Here is a 23,596-nt window from a genome sequence, read left to right on the forward strand (position 1 = left end):
TTGTTTGGCCTCAGTAATCTTATTGAACTTTTTTAGCCAATAATTGAATTGGTGCAATGAGATATCCTGCTCCCTGCAAAATTTGCTTTTTGGCAATCCTGACTCTCGCCATTGCTCGGCCAATGTGTACATCTGTTCTTGTTGATTCATGTCTAAAATTTTGAATCAGCAAATTTAAACTAGATGATTTATGAATCAAAGATGCTTTTAGTGGGACCAATACGAAAAAAGGGATTGTTGAAATTATAGTAAAGAGGCTTCTTTTTGAAAGTCTCTTTAAGTTTTATAAGAAGGTTAAGCAGCATTAGTAGTGTGAAAGAGGATAAAAAAAAGAGAGAAATTTTTAAAATTTCTCTCTTTTTCAGTATAGTTTTTACTAGACAAGTGATAAAACGAATTGTATATTTTTTTAAAAAATTATCATTTGGGACTTCACATTGGAAATGTATTGAGAAAGCGAAATTACCGGATGACTTTCTTGTAAATGGTATTTACGTTTTAATTTTATTCTAATATTAATTCGCTCAAAGCTTCTTTACTAAAGCCTTTTAGCTGATCGTTTTTTCCCACTTTTATTTTTGTAACCCAGTTTGGGTCTGCTAAAATTGGTCTTCCGACAGCTACAAGGTCAAAATCACCTCTGTCTAAGCGTCTCGTTAATTCATCCAAAGATGTAGGCTGAGAACTTTCGCCCGCAAAAGCTCCAAAGAAATCTCCAGAAAGTCCAACCGAACCTACTGTAATAGTTGGTTTACCAGTCAATTTTTTAGCCCATCCTGCAAAATTAAGATCATTGTCTTCGAATTCTGGTTCCCAAAAACGGCGCTGAGAACAATGTAAAATATCAACACCTGCATCAATCAAGGGACTAAGCCAAGCTTCCATTTCTTGAGGTGTTTTTGCTAGTTTGAAGGAGTAGTCAGATGGTTTGAACTGAGAGAGTCTCATAATCACTGCAAAATCTTCTCCTACTTGTTTTCTAATTTCTTTAATGACATCCACGGCAAAACGGGTACGCTCTCTTAGCGTTTTGCCACCATAATTATCTGTACGCTGATTTGTGGCATCCCAGAAAAACTGATCGATCAGATAATCGTGAGCGCCATGTATTTCTATACAGTCAAAACCTAACCTTTTGGCATCAGCAGCAGCTTTTCCAAAAGCTATAATGGTATTTTCAATATCAGTTGCGGTCATCGTGGTTCCGTTACTAAAACCAGGTCTGTTTAATCCTGACGGACCTTCAAAAGGTACTGTTGGTAACCAGCCTGAATGATGATTATCCATGATGCCCATGTGCCATATCTGCGGTCCCATCTGTCCACCAGCAGCATGAACACCATCAATTACGTGTTTCCATCCTGCCAAAGATTTGTCACCATAAAAGTGAGGTACATTAGCATCATTTGATGAAGAAGGTCTATTAATAACTGTTCCTTCGGATAATATTAGACCTACTTCGCCTTCGGCTCTTTTTTGATAATAAACTGCTACCTCATCTGTCGGTATTCCATTTGGAGAAAAAGAACGCGTCATAGGCGCCATTACAATTCTATTTTTAAGATTAAGCGTCTTCAAGCTGAAGGGCGTAAACAAACTATTTGTATTCATATTGTTTTATAGATTAGATTCGATTATTTTGCTCAGTGCCGTAAATGCTTTTTCGTTGCGCTTGTAATAAGTCCATTGTCCCACCCGTTTAGATTCAATGAACCCGGCGCGTTGGAGAATTGATAAATATTCTGAAACAGTTGATTGGGTAAGCCCCGCTTTGGCCTGAATTTGTCCCACACAAACACCGTGCTCAAAACCAGCAGCCAGTTGTTCTGGGAAATTTATTTCAGGTTCTTTTAACCATTCCAGCATTTGTAATCTGGACTTGTTCGATAATGCCTTAAAAAGTTCTATATGATCCATAGTGCAAATGTATCGACTTTTCCCGATATATCAATTTAATAGAAAGTATTTAGGATTTATTTAAGAGTTGAAGTAGGTGAATATTTTGATTCCCTTGTCGTTTTGTCGGAAATAAAATGTAAATTTTTTTGAGATTGTGATAATAATACAAACAAAAAATCCTGTAAATACCAGTATCTACAGGATTGTACATGGGGTATAAATACATCTATTACCTGTGTTGATCAATACCACAGAAGAAAAAATAGATACTTGGAGTCTCGAATGAAAATTCTGACGTTACAGCTTATCCTATTAATTGGGTGAACAGATCATGTCTTTCATTGAGGTATTGGTATTCAAATCCTTTGGTATTCATATTGGTTTTGATAGACTGTACGTCATTTGGATTCTTCAATTCTATGCCAACAACTACTGATCCTACTTCACGACTATTTTTTTTAGCAAACTGAAAATAGGTAATGTCATCATCAGGGCCTAATATATCGTTTACAAATTCTTTTAATGCTCCGGGACGTTGTGGAAATTGAATCATGAAATAGTGCATTAATCCTTCGTAGAGTAAGGAGCGCTCTTTAATTTCTGCAGTTCTTTCGATATCGTTGTTGCTGCCGCTTACGATGCAAACTACCGTTTTTCCTTTTATTTCGGCTGCGTAAAAATCTAGCGCAGCTATTGTCAATGCTCCGGCAGGTTCTACTACCATAGCTTCTTCATTGTACAATCGCAATATGGTGGTGCATACTTTTCCTTCGGGAACCAGTATAATATCGTCTAGGTTTTTTTGGCAAATGGCAAAAGTCAGATCGCCCACTTGTTTTACGGCTGCTCCATCAACAAACTTATCGATAGTCTCTAAAGCTGTGTTTATGTGATTTGCAATGGAAGTTTTCATTGAAGGAGCCCCCTGAGGTTCCACTCCAATGATTTTGGTTTTGGGACTTAATTGTTTGAATACGGTTGAAAGCCCGGAAGCCAGTCCGCCTCCACCAATGGGTACAAATACATAATCGATAGCCTTTTTGTGGCTATCCAGAATTTCTAACCCGACGGTTCCTTGACCTGCAATGACTTTTAGATCATCAAAGGGATGGATAAAGGCTTTATTGTTTTGTTTGGCATCGGCTACCGCTTCTTTATAAGCATCATCAAAAGTGTCGCCTGTCAAAACAATTTCGACGTAGTTTTTTCCAAATAATTGAACCTGTTTGACTTTCTGTTTAGGTGTGGTTTTGGGCATATAAATTTTACCCATTATTTTCAAAATATGACAAGAGAAAGCGACACCTTGTGCATGATTTCCAGCACTTGCGCATATGATTCCGTGTTCTTTTTCGGAAGGGGTAAGTGTGCACATTTTATTATAAGCGCCTCTTATTTTGTAAGAACGAACCACTTGCAAGTCTTCACGTTTTAGCAATATAGTTGCCCCAAACTCATCCGATAGATTCAAGTTTTCAAGTAAGGGAGTAGGTAAGACTACGTTTTGAAGTTGTTTTTGTGCTTGTTGCACGGTTTTGAATAAGTCCATTTTTTTGTCTGTTACATTTCGAAAATCATACTTTTATGACTCAAGAATTCGTTATTTATAGGTTTTTTTGCGGGGTCATTTTTTTCCATATGCAGTACTTTCTTGTGAATCCCTTCACTTGATTTGATAATGGCAATTCGGGAACTTTTTACAAACTCGATGAGCCCGTATCGATCTAATTTTTCGAGTAAGTTATTTATTTCCTCGTCTTGTCCCGTGGCTTCAAATACGGTATAATCTTCTTGGATAACTACAGCTCTTGCACCGTACTGTCTTAATAAACGTTCTACTTTCACCTCTTTCATAATAACGGAAGTAGGGACTTTGTACAGTGCGATTTGTTGCCAGATAATCTCCTCGTTTGTGTTACAGTAACATTTAAAAACATCCACAATTTTCTCTATTTGACGCACTAGGTTTTTTACCACCGCTTCGGTTTCTTTGACTACGATAGTAAATCGGTATATTTTCTCGATTTCGCTTGGAGAAGAATTTAAGCTTTCCAAGCTAATTTTCCTTCTGGAAAACATAATCGCTATTTTGTTGATCAACCCTACTTGATTTTCAGTGTAGATGGTTAATGTATATTCCTTTTTCATGTTTTGTTTGTTGTTGATTATTTAACGTTGCATTTCTTCTTTACTCAATATGATTTCAGCTACACTTGTTCCCTGCATGACCATAGGGAAAACATTGTCTTCTTGAATTACAGCTACTTCCAGTAAGAATGCACTGGGATGGTCCAGCATTTGCTTTAGACTATCTCTTAATTCTTCTCTTTTAGAGACCTGTCTGCCGTCAATGCGATATGCTTTGGCGACTTGCACAAAATCAGGACTTTGAATATCGGTAAACGAATATCTTTTTTCGTGAAATAGCTCTTGCCATTGGCGTACCATACCTAAAAAGCTATTATTGAGGATTAAGATTTTTACGTTGGGCTGAAACTGCATAATGGTACCTAATTCCTGTAAGTTCATCTGGGCTCCGCCATCGCCCATAATGGCGACAACCTGTCTATGTGGAGCTCCAAATTTAGCTCCAATAGCAGCAGGCAGTGCATACCCCATTGTTCCCAATCCGCCACTAGTAATATTACTTCGGGTATGGTTTTGTTTGGTATAGCGGCAGGCTATCATTTGATGTTGCCCCACATCGGTTACAATTACGGCATCGCCACCTGTCAGTTCGTTAAGAACATTAATTACTTCTCCCATAGTCAATCCGCCTTGAGTTGGGTTTAATTCTTTTTGGATGACCATTTTATTTTCTTTTTCGTTTTTTATTTTAAATTGAAGAAGCCATTCCGGATGTGTGTTTTTGTCTAGTAAAGTGGTGAGTAAGGGTAGTGTTTCTTTGCAATCTCCCCAAACAGAAAGAGTGGTGAGTACATTTTTGTCAATTTCGGCAGGATCAATATCGAGATGAATGATTTGTGCTTGCTTGGCATATTTGTCTAATCTTCCGGTAACCCTGTCATCAAAACGCATACCTATAGCAATCAGGACATCACATTGATTGGTCATGAAATTTGGACCGTAATTTCCGTGCATGCCTAACATACCAACTGCCAACGGATGGTCTGTCGGAATGGCGCTCATTCCCATAATAGTCCAAGCGGTGGGTATTCCTGCTTTTTCTATAAAGGCAAGAAATTCTTTTTCAGCATTGCCTAGTAGGACGCCCTGTCCAAAGATCACAAAAGGCTTTTTGGCTTGGTTGATTAATACAGCAGCTTTTTCTATGTATTCATTTCTTACAATTGGTTTGGCTCGGTAACTTCGCACATGAATGCAAGGTCGGTAGCCTTTGTAATCGAACAATTGCAATTGCGCATTTTTAGTAATATCAATTAATACTGGGCCAGGCCGACCTGTTTTGGCTATAAAAAAAGCTTTGGCAATGGCCTCTGGAATTTCAGAAGCATCGGTTACTTGGTAATTCCATTTTGTAATGGGTGTCGTGATATTGATGATGTCAGTCTCCTGAAAAGCATCTGTACCTAACAAATGGGCAAAAACTTGGCCTGTGATGCAAACCAATGGGGTAGAGTCGATCATGGCATCGGCCAGGCCGGTTACTAAATTAGTTGCTCCCGGACCGCTCGTTGCAAAAACAACACCCGTTTTTCCGCTTACACGTGCATAGCCTTGTGCGGCATGAATAGCACCTTGTTCGTGACGAACGAGAATGTGATTCAGTTTGGCTGTAAAATCATATAAGGCATCATAAATAGGCATAATAGCACCTCCTGGATATCCGAAAATAGTACCTACTTTCTCAGATAGTAACGCATCTATTACAGCAAGGCTGCCTGTTGTGTTTACGGTTTTGACTTTTGTTTTTTTGACTTTTGGTTGCTTCAGACTCTCCATCTTTTTTTTTGTTTTTTATAATTATCATTTTTTTGTTCTAAAAAAAAGCCTCTCTCAATTTGAACTGAGAAAGGCTTTATTAGAAAATAGAATCCTGACTCGTCATGTGAAACGAATAATGATAATTACTATGATGATAATTGTTGTTAAATTTTTCATGTTTATTTAAAATAAAAAACCTCCCGATTGGGAGGTTTCATAAATTGTATATTACTTACTTATTTATATAACACCTCGTCATAATTATCGAATGATAATTATAATAATGACAATGATGATGTTAATCAAGTGTTTCATTTTTGTTGCTTAAGTTGCAAATATATTGATTTTTAGGGTACCGAAACAATATTTTTTTTTAAAACTATTATTAAGTGGTACCGCCCACTAAAATCTTAGGAAATTTTTAGTTATCATATTTAATTACACGGATTAATTAGGGAACAAACGTTTGATTATTATATCTTAATAGACAATTCCAAATGTCCACCTAAACCTAGTTCAACAATTTTTTGAAGTGTCGAAATTCTTGCTTCTTTTACATTGTTCTCAATTTTTGAAATATATGATTTTGTAGTTCCAGCTTTTTCAGCAAGTTCTTCTTGTGTTAGCCCTTTTTGAATCCTCGCATCATGGATCATTGCGCCAATTTTAAAGTTTTCGTGACCTGCATCAAGTTCGTTACGTTTTGCAGTGCCAATTTTTCCGTAATGTTTGTCCTTAAATTGGTCAAGTGTACTGATATTATTATTTTCCGTTTTCATATTCATTTTTGATTTTAATTGCTTTTTCAATCTCCTTTTTCGGAGTCTTCTGCGTTTTTTTTTGGAATCCGTTTGTAAGAACTATTATTTGCCCTTCATCAATGTAGCATATCGGACAAATCAATAGGATTAGCTAAGTGAAAAGGGCTCGTATTGGGAGGCAATAATACTACTTTGTCAAGTAAAGTTACCCGATTTTAAAATCTCTTTTCTATTCATATTATTAATTTTATAAAAATACCTACTACTGCTGCAACAACGATAATATAGGGTTCTTGAATTTTCTTGACATAAAGCAAAGCAAAAATTGTTGTGATAGCTATCAGTGCTGTAGGAATATCTATAATGCTTCTTGATGTAATGACTCCAACGGCACCAACCAATGCTCCAACAACAGCTGCTGTAATGCCCACTACAAATGCCTTGATTGATTGGTTTTGTGCAATTTTCTTGAAGGATGGAGCCAAAATGATGGTAAATAAATAACAAGGTAAAAAGGTTGCAAAAGCAGCTATTAATGCTCCGGGAATGCCTGCAATTAGATAGCCTATAAAACCAACAGTAATAACAACAGGGCCTGGAGTAATCATTGCTACTGCGACCGCATCTATAAATTGATGCTCTGTTAACCATTGATTTTCGGTTACAACTCCCGCGTGTAAAAAAGGCACAATAGCCAGTCCACTGCCAAAGACAAAGGCTCCGGCTTCGGCAAAGAAAACAGCAATTTTTACAAGCGTATTGTTTTCATAATTCCAAAAACCAATTTGCAGAAGTACTATAGAACTGGCAGCTTTAGTATTCCACCATTTTGGAGGAGCTTTGACAATCATGTAGAGAAGTCCTGCTGCTATAAATAATGAAACATATTCCTGCTGTGTGCCAAAAGTTATGATTGCCGCAGCAACAAAAAACAACCACAACAGCCAATTTGTTTTAAAAGATTCTAAATTGAATTTACCGATTGATTTTAGGGTAAGTTTGTATGAACTCATTGCAATGATACCTATAACTGCTGCACCGACACCATAAAACACGGCCTGTATCCAAGGAAGCCCACCATATAATTGATACACTATTCCTAACAACACTACCATTATCAAAGAAGGTAAAACAAATGCAAATCCTATCAAAGTTGCGCCTAAAATTTGATAATGCACAAATCCAATATAAATGCCTAGTTGAGCCGCTAATGGCCCAGGAGCTAATTGCGCTAGAGCTAAACCTTGTTTGTACTCTTCTTCTGAAATCCATTTCCGATCTTCGACTAAATCCAGGTGCATATGGCCGACCAATGCTACCGGACCACCAAAACCTATTGTTCCTAATTTTAAGAAATAAAGGATCAATTCTTTTAAAGTATATGTTGGATTTTCGTTCATGATAAGGTGTTTTTAAAAGGCGATTCCGAATTGAAAACCCAAAGTTATTGTTGAGGGATGCTCATTGCCAAATCGCACAGGTAGTGGGACCGCTACGTAATAGCTGCAATTTTCATTTTTCTTTATTGTTTTGTTGAATACCGGAGTTATACCATACCTGCCGTTAGTTTCAAATGCAGCTCTACCGGCAAATGTATATCCGTTTCCTAATGCTACCAATACGCCCGGATGAAATAACAAACTGCTCATTTTGCTGCTTCCATCGTCCGCTTTTATGGTAGGAACTATTTCAAAAGAGAATCCTATTTTTGAGTTTTTCCAAATATTAATTCCTGTTGGGAAACCAACAGTATAGTAGTCCCTAATATTTAAAGTAGTCTGTTCTTTACTGAATGATAGTATGGGATGAACCACACCAACATAAGCCGTAATTTTCGGATAGGTTGTTTGAGAAAAAACTGTCATACTAAAAGCCAGTAAAGTAAAAAGGATAGTATATCTGAACTTTGTCATACTGTTTTCTATTAATTGAAAACAAAAATATTGATGTTCGAGAACTATAAATAGAATGCTATTTACCTTTTGTATCTGGATTACTTTTTAGTGTGCTTTTTCGAAAGGAAGATGGATTTTTTCCAGTACTCTGTTTGAAAATTCTGGTAAAATGACTTTGGTCTGAAAAACCGGTCATATAAGCTATTTCTGTTAGCGAATAAGTTGAATTTTGAATAAGCGTAATTGCTTTTTCAATTCGTAATTTCCGAACATAATCGCCAAAATTAAGGTCTTCAAAATACTTAGAGAACTCTCTTGATAAGTAGGACGGGTTAAGTTCTAAATCATTGGAAATTTTTTTTAGGTCGAAAGTAAATTGGGTGTCAATTTGATCCTGAATCATTTCTTTTAAGTCATTAACCCAAGCAGGAGTTTTCTTTTTGTTGCTTTTCTTTTCTTTTAAAAATGTAGTGTAGACCTCGTGCAACAAATTTTCAAAAGGACTGTTCTGTAAGTGATTTTGCTTGTATAAATGAGTTGCCCAGCTGTATAACGCATTGTAAATAACCATTCCGGTTTCCAATAGTTTATAGTCATCAGTAATATTATAGGAAAGTCCCGCTGAAATTGCCCAAAGTCCCGCTGATTCTCTTGCAAGATCGTGTCTGTCTGTGTCTGCGCCACGAATAATTTCTGCCATAATCAAAATGGCAGGATCATCTATTTTATACTTTTTTATAATATAGTCAAAAGTACTTTGTTCCTTATAATGAGTAAATTCCACATTAGGAATATCAAATGGAATGGCATTTAATTCTTTTGCTTTTTCATTAACTTCACTAAATGGAACGTACATAAACTCAGCTTCCTTGTCAATAAAAGTTTTTATCAGCCAAGGACAGGCTAATCGGTCAATTTTAGGCCTTTCTCTAGTTATCCATTTCATTTGTATACTATATCAATTAATGTTAGTATTTTATTTAATTTCCAAAAATCAAAGTTTAAAACTAGAACTATTTTGTTTTTTTTTGCTTCACTAGTTCTAATTTTTCTTTAATAATGTATTAGGATTGCTTTTGTGGTACAGCTGTTTACTGTTAGGTTGATTAATATACAATCCCTCTTTTATGTTTTTTTAGTAATTTAGCTAAAAAAATATAAAATGTTATCACATAAAACAAAATATGCTCTTAAAGCACTTCTCTATTTAGCCCAAAAAGAAGAAGGACATATAGCAAAAACTATTGAAATTTCTGAAGGATCTAATATCCCTAAAAAATTTTTAGAACAAATTTTGTTAGATTTAAAAAGAGCTCATTTTGTGGGCAGTAAGCAAGGTAAGCTTGGAGGATACTACCTCCTAAAATCTAAAAATACAATTACTTTGGCAGATGTGCATAGATTATTTGACGGTGCAATCGCTTTATTGCCTTGTGCTTCCTTAAATTTTTACGAACGTTGTTCCGATTGTACTAATGAATCTGAATGTTTGTTAAGACATGGATTGATATCAGTAAGAGATGAAACATTAAAATCAATGCAACAAATTACTATTGCTTCTTTGATTGAAAAACAATAATCAGCAATACGACCCAAGAGCTTCTTTTTGTTTAATATGATTTGATATTTTCAAAATGTCTTTGAGTAGGGCTCTGGCGGCTGTTTCTTTTCCTATTCCGGTACCTTGAATTAGGATTGGGTTTTCTCCATTTGCTTTTGTATAAATTTCGATTAAATTTTCAGTCCCTTTTAGCTGACCCAGGGGGGAGTTGGTAGGTACAGAAATTAATCTGGTTTCAAGTGTTTTGTTTTCAATATCAAATTCCCCTATGTATCGTAAGACCTTATTCTCATTCTGAGTCAGTTTAGCAATTTTATAGGGTTTGTCGAATAAATTTTTGTGGCTGTTGTAAGCTGACCTTGTGTTGGATTTATTTAGAATAGGCAATAATAAAGAAGTAATTTTTACATCTTTCAATTCCACTTTTTGCTCCATTTCTCTAGCCAGAACCAATAGTTTTTCTGCTACCTCATTTCCAGAAAGATCTTCGCGAGAATCAGTTTTAGTATATCCTAATTTTTCAGCATCTTCAAGGATTTTTGAAAATGGTATATTTTCATTCCCAAATCTATTAAAGATATAGCTTAGTGAACTGGAGAATACACCTCTTATTTTTGTGATTTTTTCATTTGAAAAATGCAACTCTTTAAGGGTATTTACGATCGGAAATCCGGCACTGATGCTTGTTTCATATAAATATTCTTTATCGAATTTTTTTAGATTTCTGCGAATCTCATTATAAAAATCATGGTGTAATATGTTAGCCGTTTTATTGGCTGCTACAATATTAAAACCATTTTGTATTAGTGCAATATAGGAGGTTACTAATGCTGGACTACTGGTCGCGTCAACGGCAATTAGATTTTCTAATCCCTGATTTGTAGTGTATTCTATAATATCTTCTATTCTGAAAGGAATAGCTGATTGTGCAAAATTAGCTTCCCAAGTATTTACTAAACCGTCTTTTTCAAAAAAAGCTAAACTGGAATTGGTTATAATTGGGAAACGCAATTCGATATTATACTTTTCCAAAAAAAAATGCTGACTTTCCAGTACCTGCTTTATTAAACTGCCTCCTACATTTCCTATTCCAAAAAGAACGATGTTAATTCTGAGAGATGACATAATTTTGTGTTTTATAATTGAAAAAAATAGGTCTTAAGATATCTGATAATTGGTTGAATTCTATCAAGAAAGCATCGTGTCCGTGAATAGATTGGATTTGATGATAAAACACATTTTGTTTTATGTTTTTCAATCCACTATAGGTTTTCCTGCTTTCATCAGCTATGAATAAATAATCCGAGTCAATCGTAATGAGATGGATGTTGGATTGAATAGGTTTCGCTACACTCAAAAAATCTTTTCTATTTCGAGTTATATCATTTGTCTTTAGTAAATGATTCATCAATTTATAAGCTGCCAATCGGTATCTGTTTTTTAATTTAAACCCATGATCAAGCAGCCAATTCTCGATTTGAAGAATGGAAGAGCTGTCCAGTTTATTTCTTTGAAATCTTTGATTTACATATTCAGGAGTTCTGTATAATAAAGTAGCATGCAATCGGGCATCAACAATTGGGTCATCCGAGTTATTGAGAATTTGATCTTGAATCAAAACATTCGCAATTACCCAATCTGTTGCTTTCCAGTCTGTTGCAATGGGAATTAGATTTTCAATTCTTTCCGGTTGTAGTACTGCCATTTCCCATGCAATTGCTCCGCCTAAACTTCCGCCAATAACGGTAAAAACATTTTTTATTTTTAAATAAAATAAACCTTCCCAAAAAATTCTGGCGATATCGCGAACGGTATAATCACGGTAGTTATCTATTAAATTTTCCGCCTGATCATCGTATCCGTTTCCAGGAATATTAAAAACAATTACGGTAAAGTAATTGGTGTCAATGGATTTGTTTTCTCCAACAATTCCGTTCCACCATCCATTTTCTCCCGAAACAGCTGAATTTCCTGTTAAAGAATGATTCACAACCACTATTGGTGCATAACCAATGGGAAAACCAAAAACCTGATAGGATAAAGAAAGATATGATTTCTGTTTTCCTATTTCTAGATCAAAGTTAAAGAGATCTATTTTTTTTATATTATCCATTTGAAATAATTTTAATGTTGAATAGCTTTAAAAACTACCTTAGGCTAAATGTGAACATCCAGGACAGTTTCCCAACCAATGCAACTAATTTTTATACTAATTGTTCGTTTTTAATACTTACAAAAGCAGCTTTTAAGTCTGCTTTTAAATCTTCAATGTCTTCCAGACCAACAGAAAGACGGATTAGGTCATTGCTTACACCGGTAGCCAATTGCTCTTTTTCTGTTAGTTGTTGATGCGTTGTACTGGCTGGATGAATAATGAGCGATTTGGTATCACCAATATTGGCCAAAAGCGAAAATAATTTAGTGCTGTCGACCACTTTTTTTGCTGCTTGAAATCCCCCTTTTAATCCGAAAGTTAGAACGCCACTTTGTCCTTTTGGCAAATATTTTTGAACTAAATTATAATATTTACTTGTTTTCAGACCTGGATAATGAACCCAAGCTACTTCTTCTTGACGTTCTAACCATTGGGCCAGTGCCAATGCGTTTTGACTGTGCCTGTTAATTCGCAAGGGTAGGGTTTCTAATCCCTGAATAATCTGAAAGGCATTGAAAGGACTCAATGCTGCACCAAAATCACGCAGGCCCTCTATCCTCACTTTTGCAATAAAAGAGGCGTTGCCTAATTCTTCATGATACACCAATCCGTGATAACCAGCTGAAGGTTCCGTAAATTCAGGAAATTTTCCATTAGTCCAATCAAATTTTCCAGCGTCAATAATAACACCTCCAAGTGAGGTTCCATTTCCGGAAATGTATTTGGTCAGGGAATGAATGACAATATCTGCTCCATATTGAATTGGATTCAATAAATAGGGAGAGGCAACAGTATTGTCAACGATGAAAGGAACCTTGAAAGCCTTAGCTTCTGACGAAATTGCTTTCAAATCTAAAACGTCTAATTTTGGATTGCCCAATGATTCGACAAAAAAGGCTTTTGTATTTTCCTTTGCAGCATTTGTAAAATTAGATGGGTCAGTTGGGTCTATAAAGGTGGTGGTGATGCCTAATCTTGGCAAAGTCACTTTTAATAAATTGTATGTTCCGCCATAGAGACTATTCGAGGCGACAATATGATCTCCGGCCTTGAGTAAAACCAAAAAGGTTGTTGCAATGGCTGCGGTACCTGAGGCAGTAACCACAGCTCCAATTCCTCCTTCTAAAATGGCCAGTCGCTCCTCTAAAATAGCATTGGTAGGATTGTTTAATCGGGTGTAGATAAATCCAGCTTCGGCTAGTCCAAATAAATTGGCAGCATGCTCTGAATTTTTGAAAACATAAGAACTGGTTTGGTAGATGGGTACAGCTCTGGTTGCTCCATTTTTTGTTACATCGTGACCTACATGTAATGCATTTGTTTCAAATTTTTGTGTGCTCATGATTGTTATGTTTTAAAAGTTTATTTAATGGTTGTTTTTCATGTTTTATTTTGGATATAAAAAAACCCCTGCGTTTGCAGAGGTTCTATTTATCTTTTTAAAAAATAATTATAATAGAAACGCTGCGGAAGATTCCGACATCATTTTACACATAGTACACAAGGTTGTTTTCATTTTTTCTTTATTTTGGTTAGGCAAATTTGCAAACTATTTTTTATTCTACCAAGGAAAAATCGAATTATTTTATAAATTCTATAGAAATAGTAGAACTATGCATTAAGAGCTTTAATTTTCTCTTTTTTAATACGGTCATTGGGGTATTACTGGAGATGTCTTTTGTGCTTTTTTTCAAAAATTAGAACTATTGACTTTTAGGTATTGAGACAACGTTTAGAATTTAACGTTCTTCTATGCAATCAGCAAAAACATCAACACCGTAAGCCGTCATTTACTTTTTTTCAAAGCGTCGATCAATTCTGCCAAATCGACAACGCCATATGTAGATGAATAGTCTGATATGGCATAAGGTAATATAAGGCTGTTGTTGTGAATAATCGAACCACATGAATACACTACATTTGGGACATAACCTTCCCGTTCATCCTCCAGTGGTGAGAGCAGGGGCTCTTTAAGTCTTCCAATTTCCTTCGAAGGATCATCAAGATCAAACAATGAAGCACCTATGCAATAGCGTCTCATAGCACCTACACCATGGGTAATAACCAACCAGCCTTCCTCGGTCCAAAGTGGCGATCCACAATTTCCAATTTGTGTGAATTCCCAAGTATAACGTGGCTCTTGGAGGATAAAGGGATCATTCCATTGTGTAGCCCTGTCGGAATACATAAGGTAATTATTAACACCATCAATTCTGGATAGCATAGCATACTTGCCCTTGATTTTTCGAGGGAACAATGCAAGGTTTTTATTTTGAGCACCAGCTCCGTACAAAGGCATTACACGGAAGGTATAAAAGTCTTCAGTAGAAATAAATTTTGGAAGAATTACATGGCCATTATAAGCAGTGTAGGTAGCCATTACTCTATCAGATCCATCATCATCCACAAAGCGCACAAAACGGGCATCTTCAATACCACGGCTTTCAGAATCTGATATCGGAAATATAACACGTTCGGTGATATCGGAATCATGTTTGAATTGTAAATCATAAAATGAATCCGCCAACCAGATCACTTCTTCGAGTGCAGTTCTCCTTTCCTGACGGATCATTGGATCACTTAGGAGTTTATTTACCAGGTTTTTTAATACAGCATATTCAAATTCGTCCGGCAGGTCCTGCATAATACGCGTTGAGTATTTGTCTGAAGCATGCATTTCTGCCAATTTCATTAGAAATCGTTCTTTGTTGTAAAGTGTTTTGTGTACAATCTCTGCCTTATCAATGTTATTGCCTATTTTCATTACCTGGAGATTGTTATTCTTATCCAGAATTCCCCTTCTGAAAACAATTGATGAAATATGGCCTTCGCCAGTGGCACGGAAAGAAATAATGACACGCTTCTCTCCATATTCGAGACCCGACTGATCGAAATCTTCCACTATAGAGGGGTTAAAAATAGCAGCGGATTCTATGGCGTACTCCATTGTACAGTAGGAACCGATTAGCATTTTTCGTTCCTGTGAAAGGCTGTCATAGTTAATTTGCATCCCCTCAATTATGCCTCTAATTTTTTCACAATGCCTAAAAAATATGTTTGAAATATTACGATGTCGTCTGGCGAACTCACGAAGCGTATGTTCCAAAGTGTCTATGACTTGTTTCTCATCCAGCACCATTATATGGCTTACCATTTTTTGGGTCCGTTGATCACCATTCATAAAATATCTGGCGACAACTCTTCTGCTATCAGGGGCAAATATGATATTTTTTCGGGTGATAGGAACTCGCATAAATTTATTTTTAAATTATCTCTAAACTTGCTCGATGAGTGTCGATATCTCTAGCCAATTGATTGATAAACACTATTGAATTAATGAAATAGTAACGAAAAAAAACACTTTTTGTTTTGCAATCATTTTGTTGACATTTTAAGGGTTAACAAAATTTCAGTCCAATAACTTTAAGAAGTTGGAGATTATGACGGCTCAACTTCAATAATGGCTGCTGTTAAAATTACAAAAAAATAAGGAAAAAGATTTATTTTGCCACTCCATTGTTTTTGATGATCGCTATTGAGAATTACTTTTTTATTGTTGATTAAAATAACTTCACCCAATTTGAAATATTTATTGTTTTTACAGGACTAATTGTTGTCGAATTTTCTGTTGGCCCATACCTAAAAAGGGCGGCAGGAGAAGAAAATTTAAATTTTCAAATACGAAGCTTTTTTTAGATTTTACCAACATTCCAAGTCAGCGATAAATAATACAATCCTCCGATGGAAGGACCGCCTAAAATAGAATAATACGTTTTGTTAAGAAAATTAGTCCCTCCCAGTTTAGCAGTCACAGCTGTTTTTTTGAAATTATAATTTACTTGTGCGTCCATTGACCAATAGGCAGGCACTTCGCCACTAACTAGAAAAGAAACATAATCATATTTATTTTGATAGCGATAGGTAACGCTTGCGCCAAGGTTCTTCCATAAATTTTCCGTTATTACTGTTCCATTCACTATAAATTTAGGTGTGTTAAAACCATCTTCCAGTCCATCTTTGTCATCTGTTCGGTCTAATTTTGTATAGGTTACATTCCCTAAAAGTGAAAAAATAGCGTTGTATTTGTATTTTAATCCTAGACTACCACCATAATTGTAAATTTTACTTTTTGAATTGGTCCATAAACGATATCTACTTTGCGTACCCTTAGAATAAAGAGCCGTAGGAATAAGGGCAGGATCAGTTGTGTTAGGTACGCTTGCTTCCACTTGCGCAATAAAATTCTCATAAGAATTATAATAAAAATCAGTATCGATAAACAGACTCTTATTTAGAGCAACTCCCCTAAATCCAAATTCAAAAGAACGGACGAATTCAGGTTCTAAATAAGTGTATGGATTTTTCTGGATTATAGCTTTATTTTTATCAATTGCTGCTGCCTGTGTGAGTCCCAGGGTATTGATATCGCTAGTTACCTTTGCCTGGAATTTATCGATAGATACCTTCGTGTACGAATTTTCGAAAATCCCGTCAGACATTATGCGTAATCCTCCAACGCGTTTTACACCACCGCTGTTAACATTAGAAAATCCCTCGAAAATACTCGGGAATCGATAGCCGCTTTGGTAAGAAGCTCTAAAGTTAATTTCCTCTTTTGGAGAAAACACAGCGGTAAATCGAGGGGTAAATTTCAAATCGAAATAATCTGCTTTGTCTGCGCGAAGGGTTGCACTCAGACGTAATTTTTTATCAAATAGATTCTTGCTTAACTGGGTAAATCCTCCTGTTTTTCCATAGATCAGATTTTTGCCGTCATCGAATGGATTTATAAAGTAATTTCCGTCGGGAACAATTATGTAAGTTCTATAATCAAAACCACTTAAGAGTTGTGTGTCGATTTTTTTGAAAAAGTTACCAAAAGCTTTATCCCAATTAAGCAAACCTTCCGCATGCACTAAAGAAGATTTTACGCGTAAAGCAGCACCAAAATCCCAATTATTGATGTCGTTTAATTCCTCTTTCTTTTGATTATAAGCGTCAGTGCCGGGAATAAATCTTCCTTGATCGGATGTTGCTCTAGCCATTCTATGAGCGTCTGCAACGGCTGACCCAGTGGTTACCGCATCGCTATAGGCTGTAGTATAATTGGAAAACCATTGATCGTCCGATTTAAAAGCTCGATCCATGTTTTCTGCCAGAGAACGCATGTTGTATGATTTACCTGTATTTTCTTGGGTTAAATAGGTACGTACCTGAAAAATATCTGACTGATAATCGATACTATATTGATGTAACGTATAATCCTCTAATTTAAAACGATTCGAACGTTGGTAGACCGTATTAATTAAAGCACCTTTATAAGTTATGGCCAATTCCTGTCCTTTCTTTGGACGGAAATACACGCCAACGTCGCCTTTATAGTTTTGGATGTTGTAATCTGCAATGTCGGTTTCTCTGTAACCTGTTCGGGAAACTACATATTTTTTACCGTCCAGGGTTAAGGTTCTTCGGTTCGCCGATTCGTTACCATAGCCATTCACTTCGTCAAAGGCAGGATTGTTAACGCCGTATAAATTAGTTGAAGTATTAATGTATGGAGCCAACTCGGTTCTGTCATCGGCAACCCAATCTTTTCCTGCGGTAGTGGAACCGTTTATTTTAAAAGCTATTTTGGAACTAATTGCTTTTGCATAACGTAAATTTGTTTGGATGAAAAGCTGTGTGGAGAAACGGTCTGCATGTCCAACATGATTGAGGCCTGTTAACTGCTGAATACTCAATCCCTGGTATTCAAACGGATTTCTGGTTTGGATATTGGCCAATCCGTTTATGGCATTCATTCCGTATAAAGCGGAAGTCGTTCCTGGAATTATTTCGATTTTATCGATGTCAAGATCATTGGCTCCAAGTGCATTTGCAATTGGCGTACCCAGGTGTGGTGCCTGGTTGTCTATACCATCTACTAATTGGGCAAACCGGACATTAGTAGTGTTGGAAAATCCTCTTGTGTTTATTACTTTAAAACCTATACTTGGAGTGATAATTTGTACGCCTTTTAAGTTTTCAAGTGCATCAAAAGTGGATGGGGAGCCCATGTTTCTTGCATCAGCCGATTTTAATTGTTCAAGACTTATGGGGGAGCGTAAAAATGTTTCCTGAGTTCGGGAAGCAGTAACAACGACTTCTTTAAGAAATTTTTTTTTAATGCTGTCTTGACTTGTTTTTGAATTTTCGTTTTGCGATTGGGCAAAGCTTTTGAAGCTCAGTAGTACTAGGGTCAAATATATTTTGGATTTCATAGAAGGGTGGTTTTTTCAGTATGTTTTGAAAAGAATACTGCTGTTTAAATTTTTTAAAATTTCAAATTCATAGTTTCTTTTTTAGCAAAATCTTGAATTTTCTTTTCTAATGCATAGAAAGTCTGAATGGCTTTTTCGCCGGCTTCGGTCAATCTGGCGCCACCACCACCTTTACCTCCAAGGAGTTTCTCGACCAATGGTTTCTCGGCATGTTTGTTCATTTCTTCAACTAATTGCCATGCTTGTCGGTACGCCATTTTCATTTCTTTGGCCGCATTTGTAATAGACCCCGTTTTAGCGATATTCTCCAGCAGCCATATCTTACCAATGCCTAAAAAAGGACCATCAGCTTCTTCAATCCAGATTCTGACCGCTATGGTGTATTTTTTATTTTCTTCCATCAGTATGTTTTAAAAAGTATAGTGAAAAGCAATTGACTTCATAAGATTTAGTTTTTAACTAAAGTACTTAGATGCGTTTCGCGAAAATAAGTATTTTTACTTACAATACAAATGTTTTTATGAAAACAAAATATAATAATGCTTTGATGTAGCGTTAGTTTTTTTGCTGTAGTATGTGTTAGGATATTATGATTGTGAAATAGCGTGCTTCTAAATTTCTTTCAAACTCGTTAAATTGGTTTCTAGGATTATAAAGGCAGTAAATAGTTTGTCACCAATAGGAGGGGTTGAAAATAGTGTGTTGTTTAAATCTAAAATTATTGCTTTTTTTTTCATTTTTTAACTTGAAAAAAATATGTGGCGATGGGTTCACCGCCACAATTGCAGTTACCAGTTTTCAATTCCAAGAAGTTTTTTACCTAAATCTGAGAGCGCAGCAACAGGCTGTTTACTTTCACGCCTCAAAGGGTCTCCGGGAAAAGCATGTCCTTCAGGGACATGTTTGTTTTTCCAAGCATCTACTCTCCATTGACGCATGTCTTCATTTTCTTCATCTGCCGGAATCATAGCGATATACTGTGCCATTCGGACTTTATCTTTGCTATTATTTGGTCTGATGCCGTGGGGTTGTGAGCTGTTAAAAATCAAAAGATCTCCTGCGTCCATTTTAACTTTTACAAGTTCAAAACCAGTAGTGTCAGGTTTGAAACGATCGCGGTCTTCTGGTTGTGTAAGTTTCCAAGTATCGTAGGTTCTGAAAAGTTCGGGGATACATTGAAAACCACCCATGTTTTCATCATTTTGGTCCGCCAATGCCAATACACCCTGAACATTTTGAGGTTTCGTTTCAGGATCATAATCCCAATGAATAAAACCTTTGTATTCATGTCCTGGTCGAATAGGGAAGTTAAGGTTAGCACGGTCGATAGTAACCCACAGTTTTTCAGTTCCCCAAATGTCGGCAAAAGCTTGGTGTACTTTCGGGTATTGACGGTTATCCCATAAATATTGATGGTTGTATATTTCTACCATTCCGGTGTTGTTCAGTTCCGACATTTTCATAGAAAGTGTCGGCTTGTACCATGTTTCAGGATCATTTTGTTTTTTATCTTCATATTCCCATAGATAGTTGGCAAGCTTGTCTGCTTGTTCTCTCGGTACTGCATTTTTTACCACCACATACCCATTGTTGATCCAAAAAGCCCATTCATCTTCGGTCAATACGCGCAACTTTTCACCATTAGGTCGGTTGCTTAATTTTATTTTACTGCTAGTTGCTACTGATGGATTTCCGGGAATTTCTTTGTGTCCCTTATTTAATCCGTTGTTGGTTGTCATTGTTTTCATTTTTATAAATCTTTAAAATTGATATAGCAAAGTTCTGATTAATAGCACCAGTTTATAAATTCTAAAATGACATATATATGCTCTGTATTGACTATTTTTATTAATTTTGTGCTTAATAATCGTAAAAATAAAGCTATAATGAAAATAAAAAAAGAAGAAATCACCATACAGCCTGGGAAATCATTTCGTATTTTCACACCTAGTTTGCGGAATTATTTTTTTTGGCATTATCATCCTGAATTCGAATTAGTCTATGTAGAAGCGATTGCAGGAATTCGTCATGTTGGTAAAAACATTTCAAGTTTTATAGAAAGTGACCTTGTACTAATAGGTTCTAATGTTCCCCATTTAAACTTCGACTATGGATTGCAAACGGAGTATAAACAAATTGTAGTGCAGTTCAAAGAAGATTTTTTTTTCAGTACGATTGCGCCCACTGCAGAATTCGCGGACATTCGTACCCTGTTTGATAAAGCCTATTTGGGTTTGTCTTTTTATGGCAAAACAAAAGAGCAAGTTGTCATCAAACTAAAAGAAATACAGCATAAGAATAATTTCAATTCTTTATTAGAGCTTTTTGAGATATTAAACATAATGGCTACATCGTCTGAAGTGAATCAATTGAACACAGAGGATACAAGAATTAAGATGTTTATGAATGATAAAATCAGAATGGGAACCATATATGATTATATTCATGAGAACTACGACAAAAAACCGGATGTTAATGCCATTGCATCTAATGTTCATTTGAGCACAGCTGCTTTTTGTCGTTATTTTAAAAAGCAGACAAACATGACATTTACTGAATTTGTAAATCAATACAGAATTACACAAGCTAAAACGTTACTGCTAAAACACCATAATGTATCAGAAGTTGTCTATGCTGTTGGATTTGAAAGTATCTCTTACTTTAATAAACTTTTTAAATCGTTAGTTGGAGAAACCCCTTCCTCATTTAAAAAAAGAGTGTTTTGTCAAGAAAATTAATATCTCAAGAAAGTATCGCCTGATTTTATTCCCTTTGCTAACTCTTCCAGATTGGTATTTTCGAGCATGAATGCTAATTCATTTCTGATGGTCTTGAATTTATCGTGAACCGGACAAGGGTGATCTTCGGAACAGTAACTTAATCCCAGACCGCAACCGGTAAAAACGCGATCTCCATCCAGTGCAGTTACAATTTGCGACAGTTTTATTTGGCTCATGGTTTCTTTTGGAATTTCAAATCCTCCTCCTACGCCTTTAATAGAATGGATAATATTATCCTTGGATAGTATTTGTAAAATTTTGGCAGTAAAAGCCTCGGGAGAATCTATTTTTTTAGCAATATCTCTAAGCCCAACTCTATTATTTTGATAGGATTCTGATGCTATAAAAATGGTGGCTCGGATTCCGTATTCACAGGTTTTAGAAAACATAGTTGTTTTTTTACAAATTTATAGAAAAAGTTCTATTCCTTTTGAATATTCTTAATTCTTTGGGTCACGACCGTTTTTATTTCCAAAAAACATCATCATCCTTTTCTGCAAAAGATTCTTCGGTATGAATTTCTTTTATTTTAGCTAATTGTTCTTCAGTGGCTATTTTTTGAATTTCAACAAATAAAATACGTTCCTCAAAACGAATGTGTGCTTCCAATTCTTCTTGAATTAGGCGTAAATATTTTTCTACATTGGTAGTTTGTTTGAATAAGCGTTTCAATCGAAGATGTTCTGTCAAAGCTCTTTTTATAAGTTCATTTTCTGTATCTAAAATTGGAAAGACCCATTTTTCTTCCAAATCGAAATGGGATTTCAATTGGGTTTTAAAAAACCAGTCCGAATATTTTTTGATGCGATCGGGTTCAATTTGCTTCGAAAAACCGGTTCGTATTTTCCAACACAATTGCAAAGCATAATGATGATCGTGGCTTAAAGACTGTAATTCCGGAGCTCTTTTTAATGGTTTATTTGTAATCATAGTATAAAAATTTAAAATCCGCCAAAACGGATGAAAGAACCAAAAAGGAGCATTAATACACCAATTAGCGTGACGGAAACTATATGAAAAGTCATTTCAGGCAACTTGCCTGGATTATTTTTAAGTTTGGGCAATACTCTAAATTGTGCACTCAATGCAAAGAGTACGGTCAAAACCAATAAAAGTAATTTTGTAGAAACCACTTTCTCTATAGGAGTAGCAAACTGGAACCAATATTCCATGCTAACGCCGTATTTGTAAGCCATTAAAACACCCGAAATAACCAGTAATACCAAAGCGGTCATTCCTATAGGCTCGTACTTCTTTTCATAATTTAAAATGATGCTAGGGTCTTTTTCTTTAAGAGCCTGAGGCAAATGACCGAAGGTCAATAGTAAATGTCCGCCTATCCAAATTGTGGCACTTAAAAGATGTATAATTAACAAAAAATGATGGTTCATGTGAAATTTTAATTTGTTTTTAAAGATACGCTTTCTTCGCAACTCTTCTTTACCATCAACCTCTAAAATGTATTCTAATACTTGCGGTAGAAAGGGACTCCTTTTCCAGTTCCTTAATTGAATAACCCAACTTTTCTAATGTAGTTGCTCCATTCATAAAATGCTGAATGTAATAATTCCCCCTATAGTTTTGTTGCTCTAAATACTGTATCATGCTTTGCATATGCTTCACATCAATTAAATCAGAATGTACCGTGGTGCGAACTTCAAACAGGAGGGCACTATCTATTAATAAACGCAACGACTTTTTAAATGATGGAAAAAGTTTGGACTGTGTTATCTTTTCAAAATGAGCAGGCATGGCTTTAAAATCCAAGGCAACATAATCGATCAATTGATTTTCCAGCAACTGTCGCAAAACATCAGGTCGTGAACCATTGGTATCAATTTTTACCAAAAACCCTAGTTTTTTGACTTTGGTTATGAATTCAATACTGTTTTTATGAAGCAGGCATTCGCCTCCGCTAAAAACCACCGCATCCAATAAATTTTTTCTGGAATGAAGAAAAGTAAGCGCTTTTTCGAAAGAAATAGTTCCTTTTCCAAGTACAATTTCAGGATTGTAGCAATACAAACAACGCATATTACAGCCTGCAAACCAAAGTATGCAAGCCGATTTATGCGCATAATCTAATAAAGTAAAAGGAGTTATGCTGTAAATGGGATTACTAACATTTTCCTTCATGGAAGTGAGTTCGCTGTTTGTGTTCTCCTTTTTTTCCAATATTGAAACTTTCTACGGGTCTGTGATAGCCCATTACTCTTGTGTACACTAAACATTTGGTTCTCAAATGTTGGTTTTGCTCTAAAATCGGGTTGGTGGTTGTCATATGTAAAAATGTTTAAAGTTTGAATGTTTATGAGTTATAAAGTTTGGGACGAGTAAAAGAAAAATGACAAAATCAGTTACCACTATAATAGGACTAAA

Annotated in this window: 24 protein-coding genes and 1 pseudogene; 2 read left to right on the forward strand and 23 right to left on the reverse strand. The window is 35.7% G+C overall.

Translation table 11 applies throughout. The annotated features are described in order from the left end of the window. From tnpA to ACNQGN_RS14980, 11 genes and pseudogenes are all read right to left on the reverse strand, one after another. Positions 1 to 150: IS66 family insertion sequence element accessory protein TnpA (gene tnpA, locus ACNQGN_RS14930; protein ID WP_417988696.1), on the reverse strand; the 150-nt coding region annotated here is incomplete at its 3' end. A gap of 354 nt (positions 151 to 504) precedes the next feature. After that, the gene (locus tag ACNQGN_RS14935; protein ID WP_417988625.1) at positions 505 to 1,611 is read right to left on the reverse strand and encodes an NADH:flavin oxidoreductase; all 1,107 of its coding nucleotides are present in this window, start codon (positions 1,609 to 1,611) and stop codon (positions 505 to 507) included. Between the two features lie 6 nt (positions 1,612 to 1,617). Beyond that, positions 1,618 to 1,917, reverse strand: coding sequence for an ArsR/SmtB family transcription factor (locus tag ACNQGN_RS14940; RefSeq protein WP_417988626.1), 300 nt, complete (start codon positions 1,915 to 1,917; stop codon positions 1,618 to 1,620). A gap of 286 nt (positions 1,918 to 2,203) precedes the next feature. Beyond that, on the reverse strand, positions 2,204 to 3,448 hold the full coding sequence (ilvA, locus tag ACNQGN_RS14945) for a threonine ammonia-lyase IlvA (RefSeq protein ID WP_417988627.1): 1,245 nt from the start codon (positions 3,446 to 3,448) through the stop codon (positions 2,204 to 2,206). A gap of 11 nt (positions 3,449 to 3,459) precedes the next feature. Then, entirely contained in the window at positions 3,460 to 4,047 is a 588-nt protein-coding gene (ilvN, locus tag ACNQGN_RS14950; protein ID WP_417988628.1) for an acetolactate synthase small subunit, read from the reverse strand. Positions 4,048 to 4,068: 21 nt separating this feature from the next. Continuing rightward, positions 4,069 to 5,823: a biosynthetic-type acetolactate synthase large subunit gene (ilvB, locus tag ACNQGN_RS14955; protein ID WP_417988629.1), complete on the reverse strand. Its 1,755-nt coding sequence runs from the start codon at positions 5,821 to 5,823 to the stop codon at positions 4,069 to 4,071. A gap of 455 nt (positions 5,824 to 6,278) precedes the next feature. Next, a complete protein-coding gene (locus tag ACNQGN_RS14960; RefSeq protein WP_417988630.1) occupies positions 6,279 to 6,584 on the reverse strand; it encodes a helix-turn-helix domain-containing protein in 306 nt (101 codons plus the stop codon). After that, a pseudogene (locus ACNQGN_RS14965) lies at positions 6,568 to 6,693 on the reverse strand (type II toxin-antitoxin system RelE/ParE family toxin); the annotation flags it as partial. The pseudogene ACNQGN_RS14965 and the gene ACNQGN_RS14960, both read right to left, overlap by 17 nt. Positions 6,694 to 6,799: 106 nt before the next feature. Beyond that, a complete protein-coding gene (locus ACNQGN_RS14970) occupies positions 6,800 to 7,966 on the reverse strand; it encodes a chromate transporter (protein ID WP_417988631.1) in 1,167 nt (388 codons plus the stop codon). Positions 7,967 to 7,978: 12 nt separating this feature from the next. After that, positions 7,979 to 8,479: a hypothetical protein gene (locus ACNQGN_RS14975; RefSeq protein WP_417988632.1), complete on the reverse strand. Its 501-nt coding sequence runs from the start codon at positions 8,477 to 8,479 to the stop codon at positions 7,979 to 7,981. 58 nt (positions 8,480 to 8,537) lie between these two features. Next, positions 8,538 to 9,407 carry a chromate resistance protein ChrB domain-containing protein gene (locus ACNQGN_RS14980; RefSeq protein WP_417988633.1) on the reverse strand — a complete coding sequence of 290 codons (870 nt, stop codon included), beginning with the start codon at positions 9,405 to 9,407 and terminating at the stop codon, positions 8,538 to 8,540. A 216-nt stretch (positions 9,408 to 9,623) separates the two neighbouring features. Here ACNQGN_RS14980 and ACNQGN_RS14985 point away from each other — a divergent pair, with 216 nt between their 5' ends. Continuing rightward, positions 9,624 to 10,040, forward strand: coding sequence for an RrF2 family transcriptional regulator (locus ACNQGN_RS14985; RefSeq protein WP_417988634.1), 417 nt, complete (start codon positions 9,624 to 9,626; stop codon positions 10,038 to 10,040). On the opposite strand, the gene ACNQGN_RS14990 is transcribed toward ACNQGN_RS14985, so the two are convergent. The 7 genes from ACNQGN_RS14990 to ACNQGN_RS15020 all read right to left on the reverse strand — a co-directional run bounded on the left by ACNQGN_RS14990 (position 10,041) and on the right by ACNQGN_RS15020 (position 20,185). Then, a complete protein-coding gene (locus tag ACNQGN_RS14990; RefSeq protein WP_417988635.1) occupies positions 10,041 to 11,147 on the reverse strand; it encodes a homoserine dehydrogenase family protein in 1,107 nt (368 codons plus the stop codon). Next, positions 11,128 to 12,135 carry an alpha/beta fold hydrolase gene (locus tag ACNQGN_RS14995; protein WP_417988636.1) on the reverse strand — a complete coding sequence of 336 codons (1,008 nt, stop codon included), beginning with the start codon at positions 12,133 to 12,135 and terminating at the stop codon, positions 11,128 to 11,130. Before ACNQGN_RS14995 ends, ACNQGN_RS14990 begins: the two co-directional genes overlap by 20 nt. 91 nt (positions 12,136 to 12,226) lie before the next feature. Then, a complete protein-coding gene (locus ACNQGN_RS15000) occupies positions 12,227 to 13,519 on the reverse strand; it encodes an O-acetylhomoserine aminocarboxypropyltransferase/cysteine synthase family protein (RefSeq protein WP_417988637.1) in 1,293 nt (430 codons plus the stop codon). Positions 13,520 to 13,963: 444 nt separating this feature from the next. Further along, entirely contained in the window at positions 13,964 to 14,821 is an 858-nt protein-coding gene (locus ACNQGN_RS15005; protein ID WP_417988638.1) for a glycoside hydrolase family 130 protein, read from the reverse strand. A gap of 1,048 nt (positions 14,822 to 15,869) precedes the next feature. Continuing rightward, a complete protein-coding gene (locus ACNQGN_RS15010; protein ID WP_417988639.1) occupies positions 15,870 to 18,437 on the reverse strand; it encodes a TonB-dependent receptor in 2,568 nt (855 codons plus the stop codon). Positions 18,438 to 18,490: 53 nt separating this feature from the next. Further along, a complete protein-coding gene (locus ACNQGN_RS15015; RefSeq protein WP_417988640.1) occupies positions 18,491 to 18,838 on the reverse strand; it encodes a winged helix-turn-helix domain-containing protein in 348 nt (115 codons plus the stop codon). A gap of 387 nt (positions 18,839 to 19,225) precedes the next feature. After that, a complete protein-coding gene (locus tag ACNQGN_RS15020; RefSeq protein ID WP_417988641.1) occupies positions 19,226 to 20,185 on the reverse strand; it encodes a phytanoyl-CoA dioxygenase family protein in 960 nt (319 codons plus the stop codon). Positions 20,186 to 20,323: 138 nt separating this feature from the next. Between ACNQGN_RS15020 and ACNQGN_RS15025 the strand changes: the two genes are divergently transcribed. Further along, positions 20,324 to 21,175, forward strand: coding sequence for an AraC family transcriptional regulator (locus ACNQGN_RS15025; RefSeq protein ID WP_417988642.1), 852 nt, complete (start codon positions 20,324 to 20,326; stop codon positions 21,173 to 21,175). Here the strand turns inward: ACNQGN_RS15025 and ACNQGN_RS15030 are convergent. The 5 genes from ACNQGN_RS15030 to nrdD form a co-directional block, all read right to left on the reverse strand. Continuing rightward, positions 21,172 to 21,606, reverse strand: a complete 435-nt coding sequence (locus tag ACNQGN_RS15030) for an RrF2 family transcriptional regulator (protein WP_417988643.1) — start codon at positions 21,604 to 21,606, stop codon at positions 21,172 to 21,174. The genes ACNQGN_RS15025 and ACNQGN_RS15030 overlap by 4 nt on opposite strands. A gap of 76 nt (positions 21,607 to 21,682) precedes the next feature. Then, complete coding sequence (locus tag ACNQGN_RS15035; RefSeq protein ID WP_417988644.1) at positions 21,683 to 22,147, reverse strand: hemerythrin domain-containing protein; 465 nt, start codon at positions 22,145 to 22,147, stop codon at positions 21,683 to 21,685. An 11-nt stretch (positions 22,148 to 22,158) separates the two neighbouring features. Continuing rightward, the gene (locus tag ACNQGN_RS15040; RefSeq protein WP_417988645.1) at positions 22,159 to 22,608 is read right to left on the reverse strand and encodes a CopD family protein; all 450 of its coding nucleotides are present in this window, start codon (positions 22,606 to 22,608) and stop codon (positions 22,159 to 22,161) included. A gap of 55 nt (positions 22,609 to 22,663) precedes the next feature. Further along, positions 22,664 to 23,353, reverse strand: a complete 690-nt coding sequence (locus tag ACNQGN_RS15045) for an anaerobic ribonucleoside-triphosphate reductase activating protein (protein ID WP_417988646.1) — start codon at positions 23,351 to 23,353, stop codon at positions 22,664 to 22,666. Continuing rightward, a complete protein-coding gene (gene nrdD, locus ACNQGN_RS15050; protein ID WP_417988647.1) occupies positions 23,337 to 23,498 on the reverse strand; it encodes an anaerobic ribonucleoside-triphosphate reductase in 162 nt (53 codons plus the stop codon). Before nrdD ends, ACNQGN_RS15045 begins: the two co-directional genes overlap by 17 nt. Between the last annotated feature and the right edge of the window lie 98 nt (positions 23,499 to 23,596).

The organism is Flavobacterium rhamnosi, from assembly GCF_048286515.1.
Taxonomy (GTDB): Bacteria; Bacteroidota; Bacteroidia; order Flavobacteriales; family Flavobacteriaceae; genus Flavobacterium.

What these genes read in the sequence shown, in the direction of transcription:
- ACNQGN_RS14935 (WP_417988625.1), bottom strand. Translation starts at nt 1,611, where the DNA reads ATGAATACAAATAGTTTGTTTACGCCCTTCAGCTTGAAGACGCTTAAT.
- ACNQGN_RS14940 (WP_417988626.1), bottom strand. Translation starts at nt 1,917, where the DNA reads ATGGATCATATAGAACTTTTTAAGGCATTATCGAACAAGTCCAGATTA.
- ilvA (WP_417988627.1), bottom strand. Translation starts at nt 3,448, where the DNA reads ATGGACTTATTCAAAACCGTGCAACAAGCACAAAAACAACTTCAAAAC.
- ilvN (WP_417988628.1), bottom strand. Translation starts at nt 4,047, where the DNA reads ATGAAAAAGGAATATACATTAACCATCTACACTGAAAATCAAGTAGGG.
- ilvB (WP_417988629.1), bottom strand. Translation starts at nt 5,823, where the DNA reads ATGGAGAGTCTGAAGCAACCAAAAGTCAAAAAAACAAAAGTCAAAACC.
- ACNQGN_RS14960 (WP_417988630.1), bottom strand. Translation starts at nt 6,584, where the DNA reads ATGAAAACGGAAAATAATAATATCAGTACACTTGACCAATTTAAGGAC.
- ACNQGN_RS14970 (WP_417988631.1), bottom strand. Translation starts at nt 7,966, where the DNA reads ATGAACGAAAATCCAACATATACTTTAAAAGAATTGATCCTTTATTTC.
- ACNQGN_RS14975 (WP_417988632.1), bottom strand. Translation starts at nt 8,479, where the DNA reads ATGACAAAGTTCAGATATACTATCCTTTTTACTTTACTGGCTTTTAGT.
- ACNQGN_RS14980 (WP_417988633.1), bottom strand. Translation starts at nt 9,407, where the DNA reads ATGAAATGGATAACTAGAGAAAGGCCTAAAATTGACCGATTAGCCTGT.
- ACNQGN_RS14985 (WP_417988634.1), top strand. Translation starts at nt 9,624, where the DNA reads ATGTTATCACATAAAACAAAATATGCTCTTAAAGCACTTCTCTATTTA.
- ACNQGN_RS14990 (WP_417988635.1), bottom strand. Translation starts at nt 11,147, where the DNA reads ATGTCATCTCTCAGAATTAACATCGTTCTTTTTGGAATAGGAAATGTA.
- ACNQGN_RS14995 (WP_417988636.1), bottom strand. Translation starts at nt 12,135, where the DNA reads ATGGATAATATAAAAAAAATAGATCTCTTTAACTTTGATCTAGAAATA.
- ACNQGN_RS15000 (WP_417988637.1), bottom strand. Translation starts at nt 13,519, where the DNA reads ATGAGCACACAAAAATTTGAAACAAATGCATTACATGTAGGTCACGAT.
- ACNQGN_RS15005 (WP_417988638.1), bottom strand. Translation starts at nt 14,821, where the DNA reads ATGCAGGACCTGCCGGACGAATTTGAATATGCTGTATTAAAAAACCTG.
- ACNQGN_RS15010 (WP_417988639.1), bottom strand. Translation starts at nt 18,437, where the DNA reads ATGAAATCCAAAATATATTTGACCCTAGTACTACTGAGCTTCAAAAGC.
- ACNQGN_RS15015 (WP_417988640.1), bottom strand. Translation starts at nt 18,838, where the DNA reads ATGGAAGAAAATAAAAAATACACCATAGCGGTCAGAATCTGGATTGAA.
- ACNQGN_RS15020 (WP_417988641.1), bottom strand. Translation starts at nt 20,185, where the DNA reads ATGAAAACAATGACAACCAACAACGGATTAAATAAGGGACACAAAGAA.
- ACNQGN_RS15025 (WP_417988642.1), top strand. Translation starts at nt 20,324, where the DNA reads ATGAAAATAAAAAAAGAAGAAATCACCATACAGCCTGGGAAATCATTT.
- ACNQGN_RS15030 (WP_417988643.1), bottom strand. Translation starts at nt 21,606, where the DNA reads ATGTTTTCTAAAACCTGTGAATACGGAATCCGAGCCACCATTTTTATA.
- ACNQGN_RS15035 (WP_417988644.1), bottom strand. Translation starts at nt 22,147, where the DNA reads ATGATTACAAATAAACCATTAAAAAGAGCTCCGGAATTACAGTCTTTA.
- ACNQGN_RS15040 (WP_417988645.1), bottom strand. Translation starts at nt 22,608, where the DNA reads ATGAACCATCATTTTTTGTTAATTATACATCTTTTAAGTGCCACAATT.
- ACNQGN_RS15045 (WP_417988646.1), bottom strand. Translation starts at nt 23,353, where the DNA reads ATGAAGGAAAATGTTAGTAATCCCATTTACAGCATAACTCCTTTTACT.
- nrdD (WP_417988647.1), bottom strand. Translation starts at nt 23,498, where the DNA reads ATGACAACCACCAACCCGATTTTAGAGCAAAACCAACATTTGAGAACC.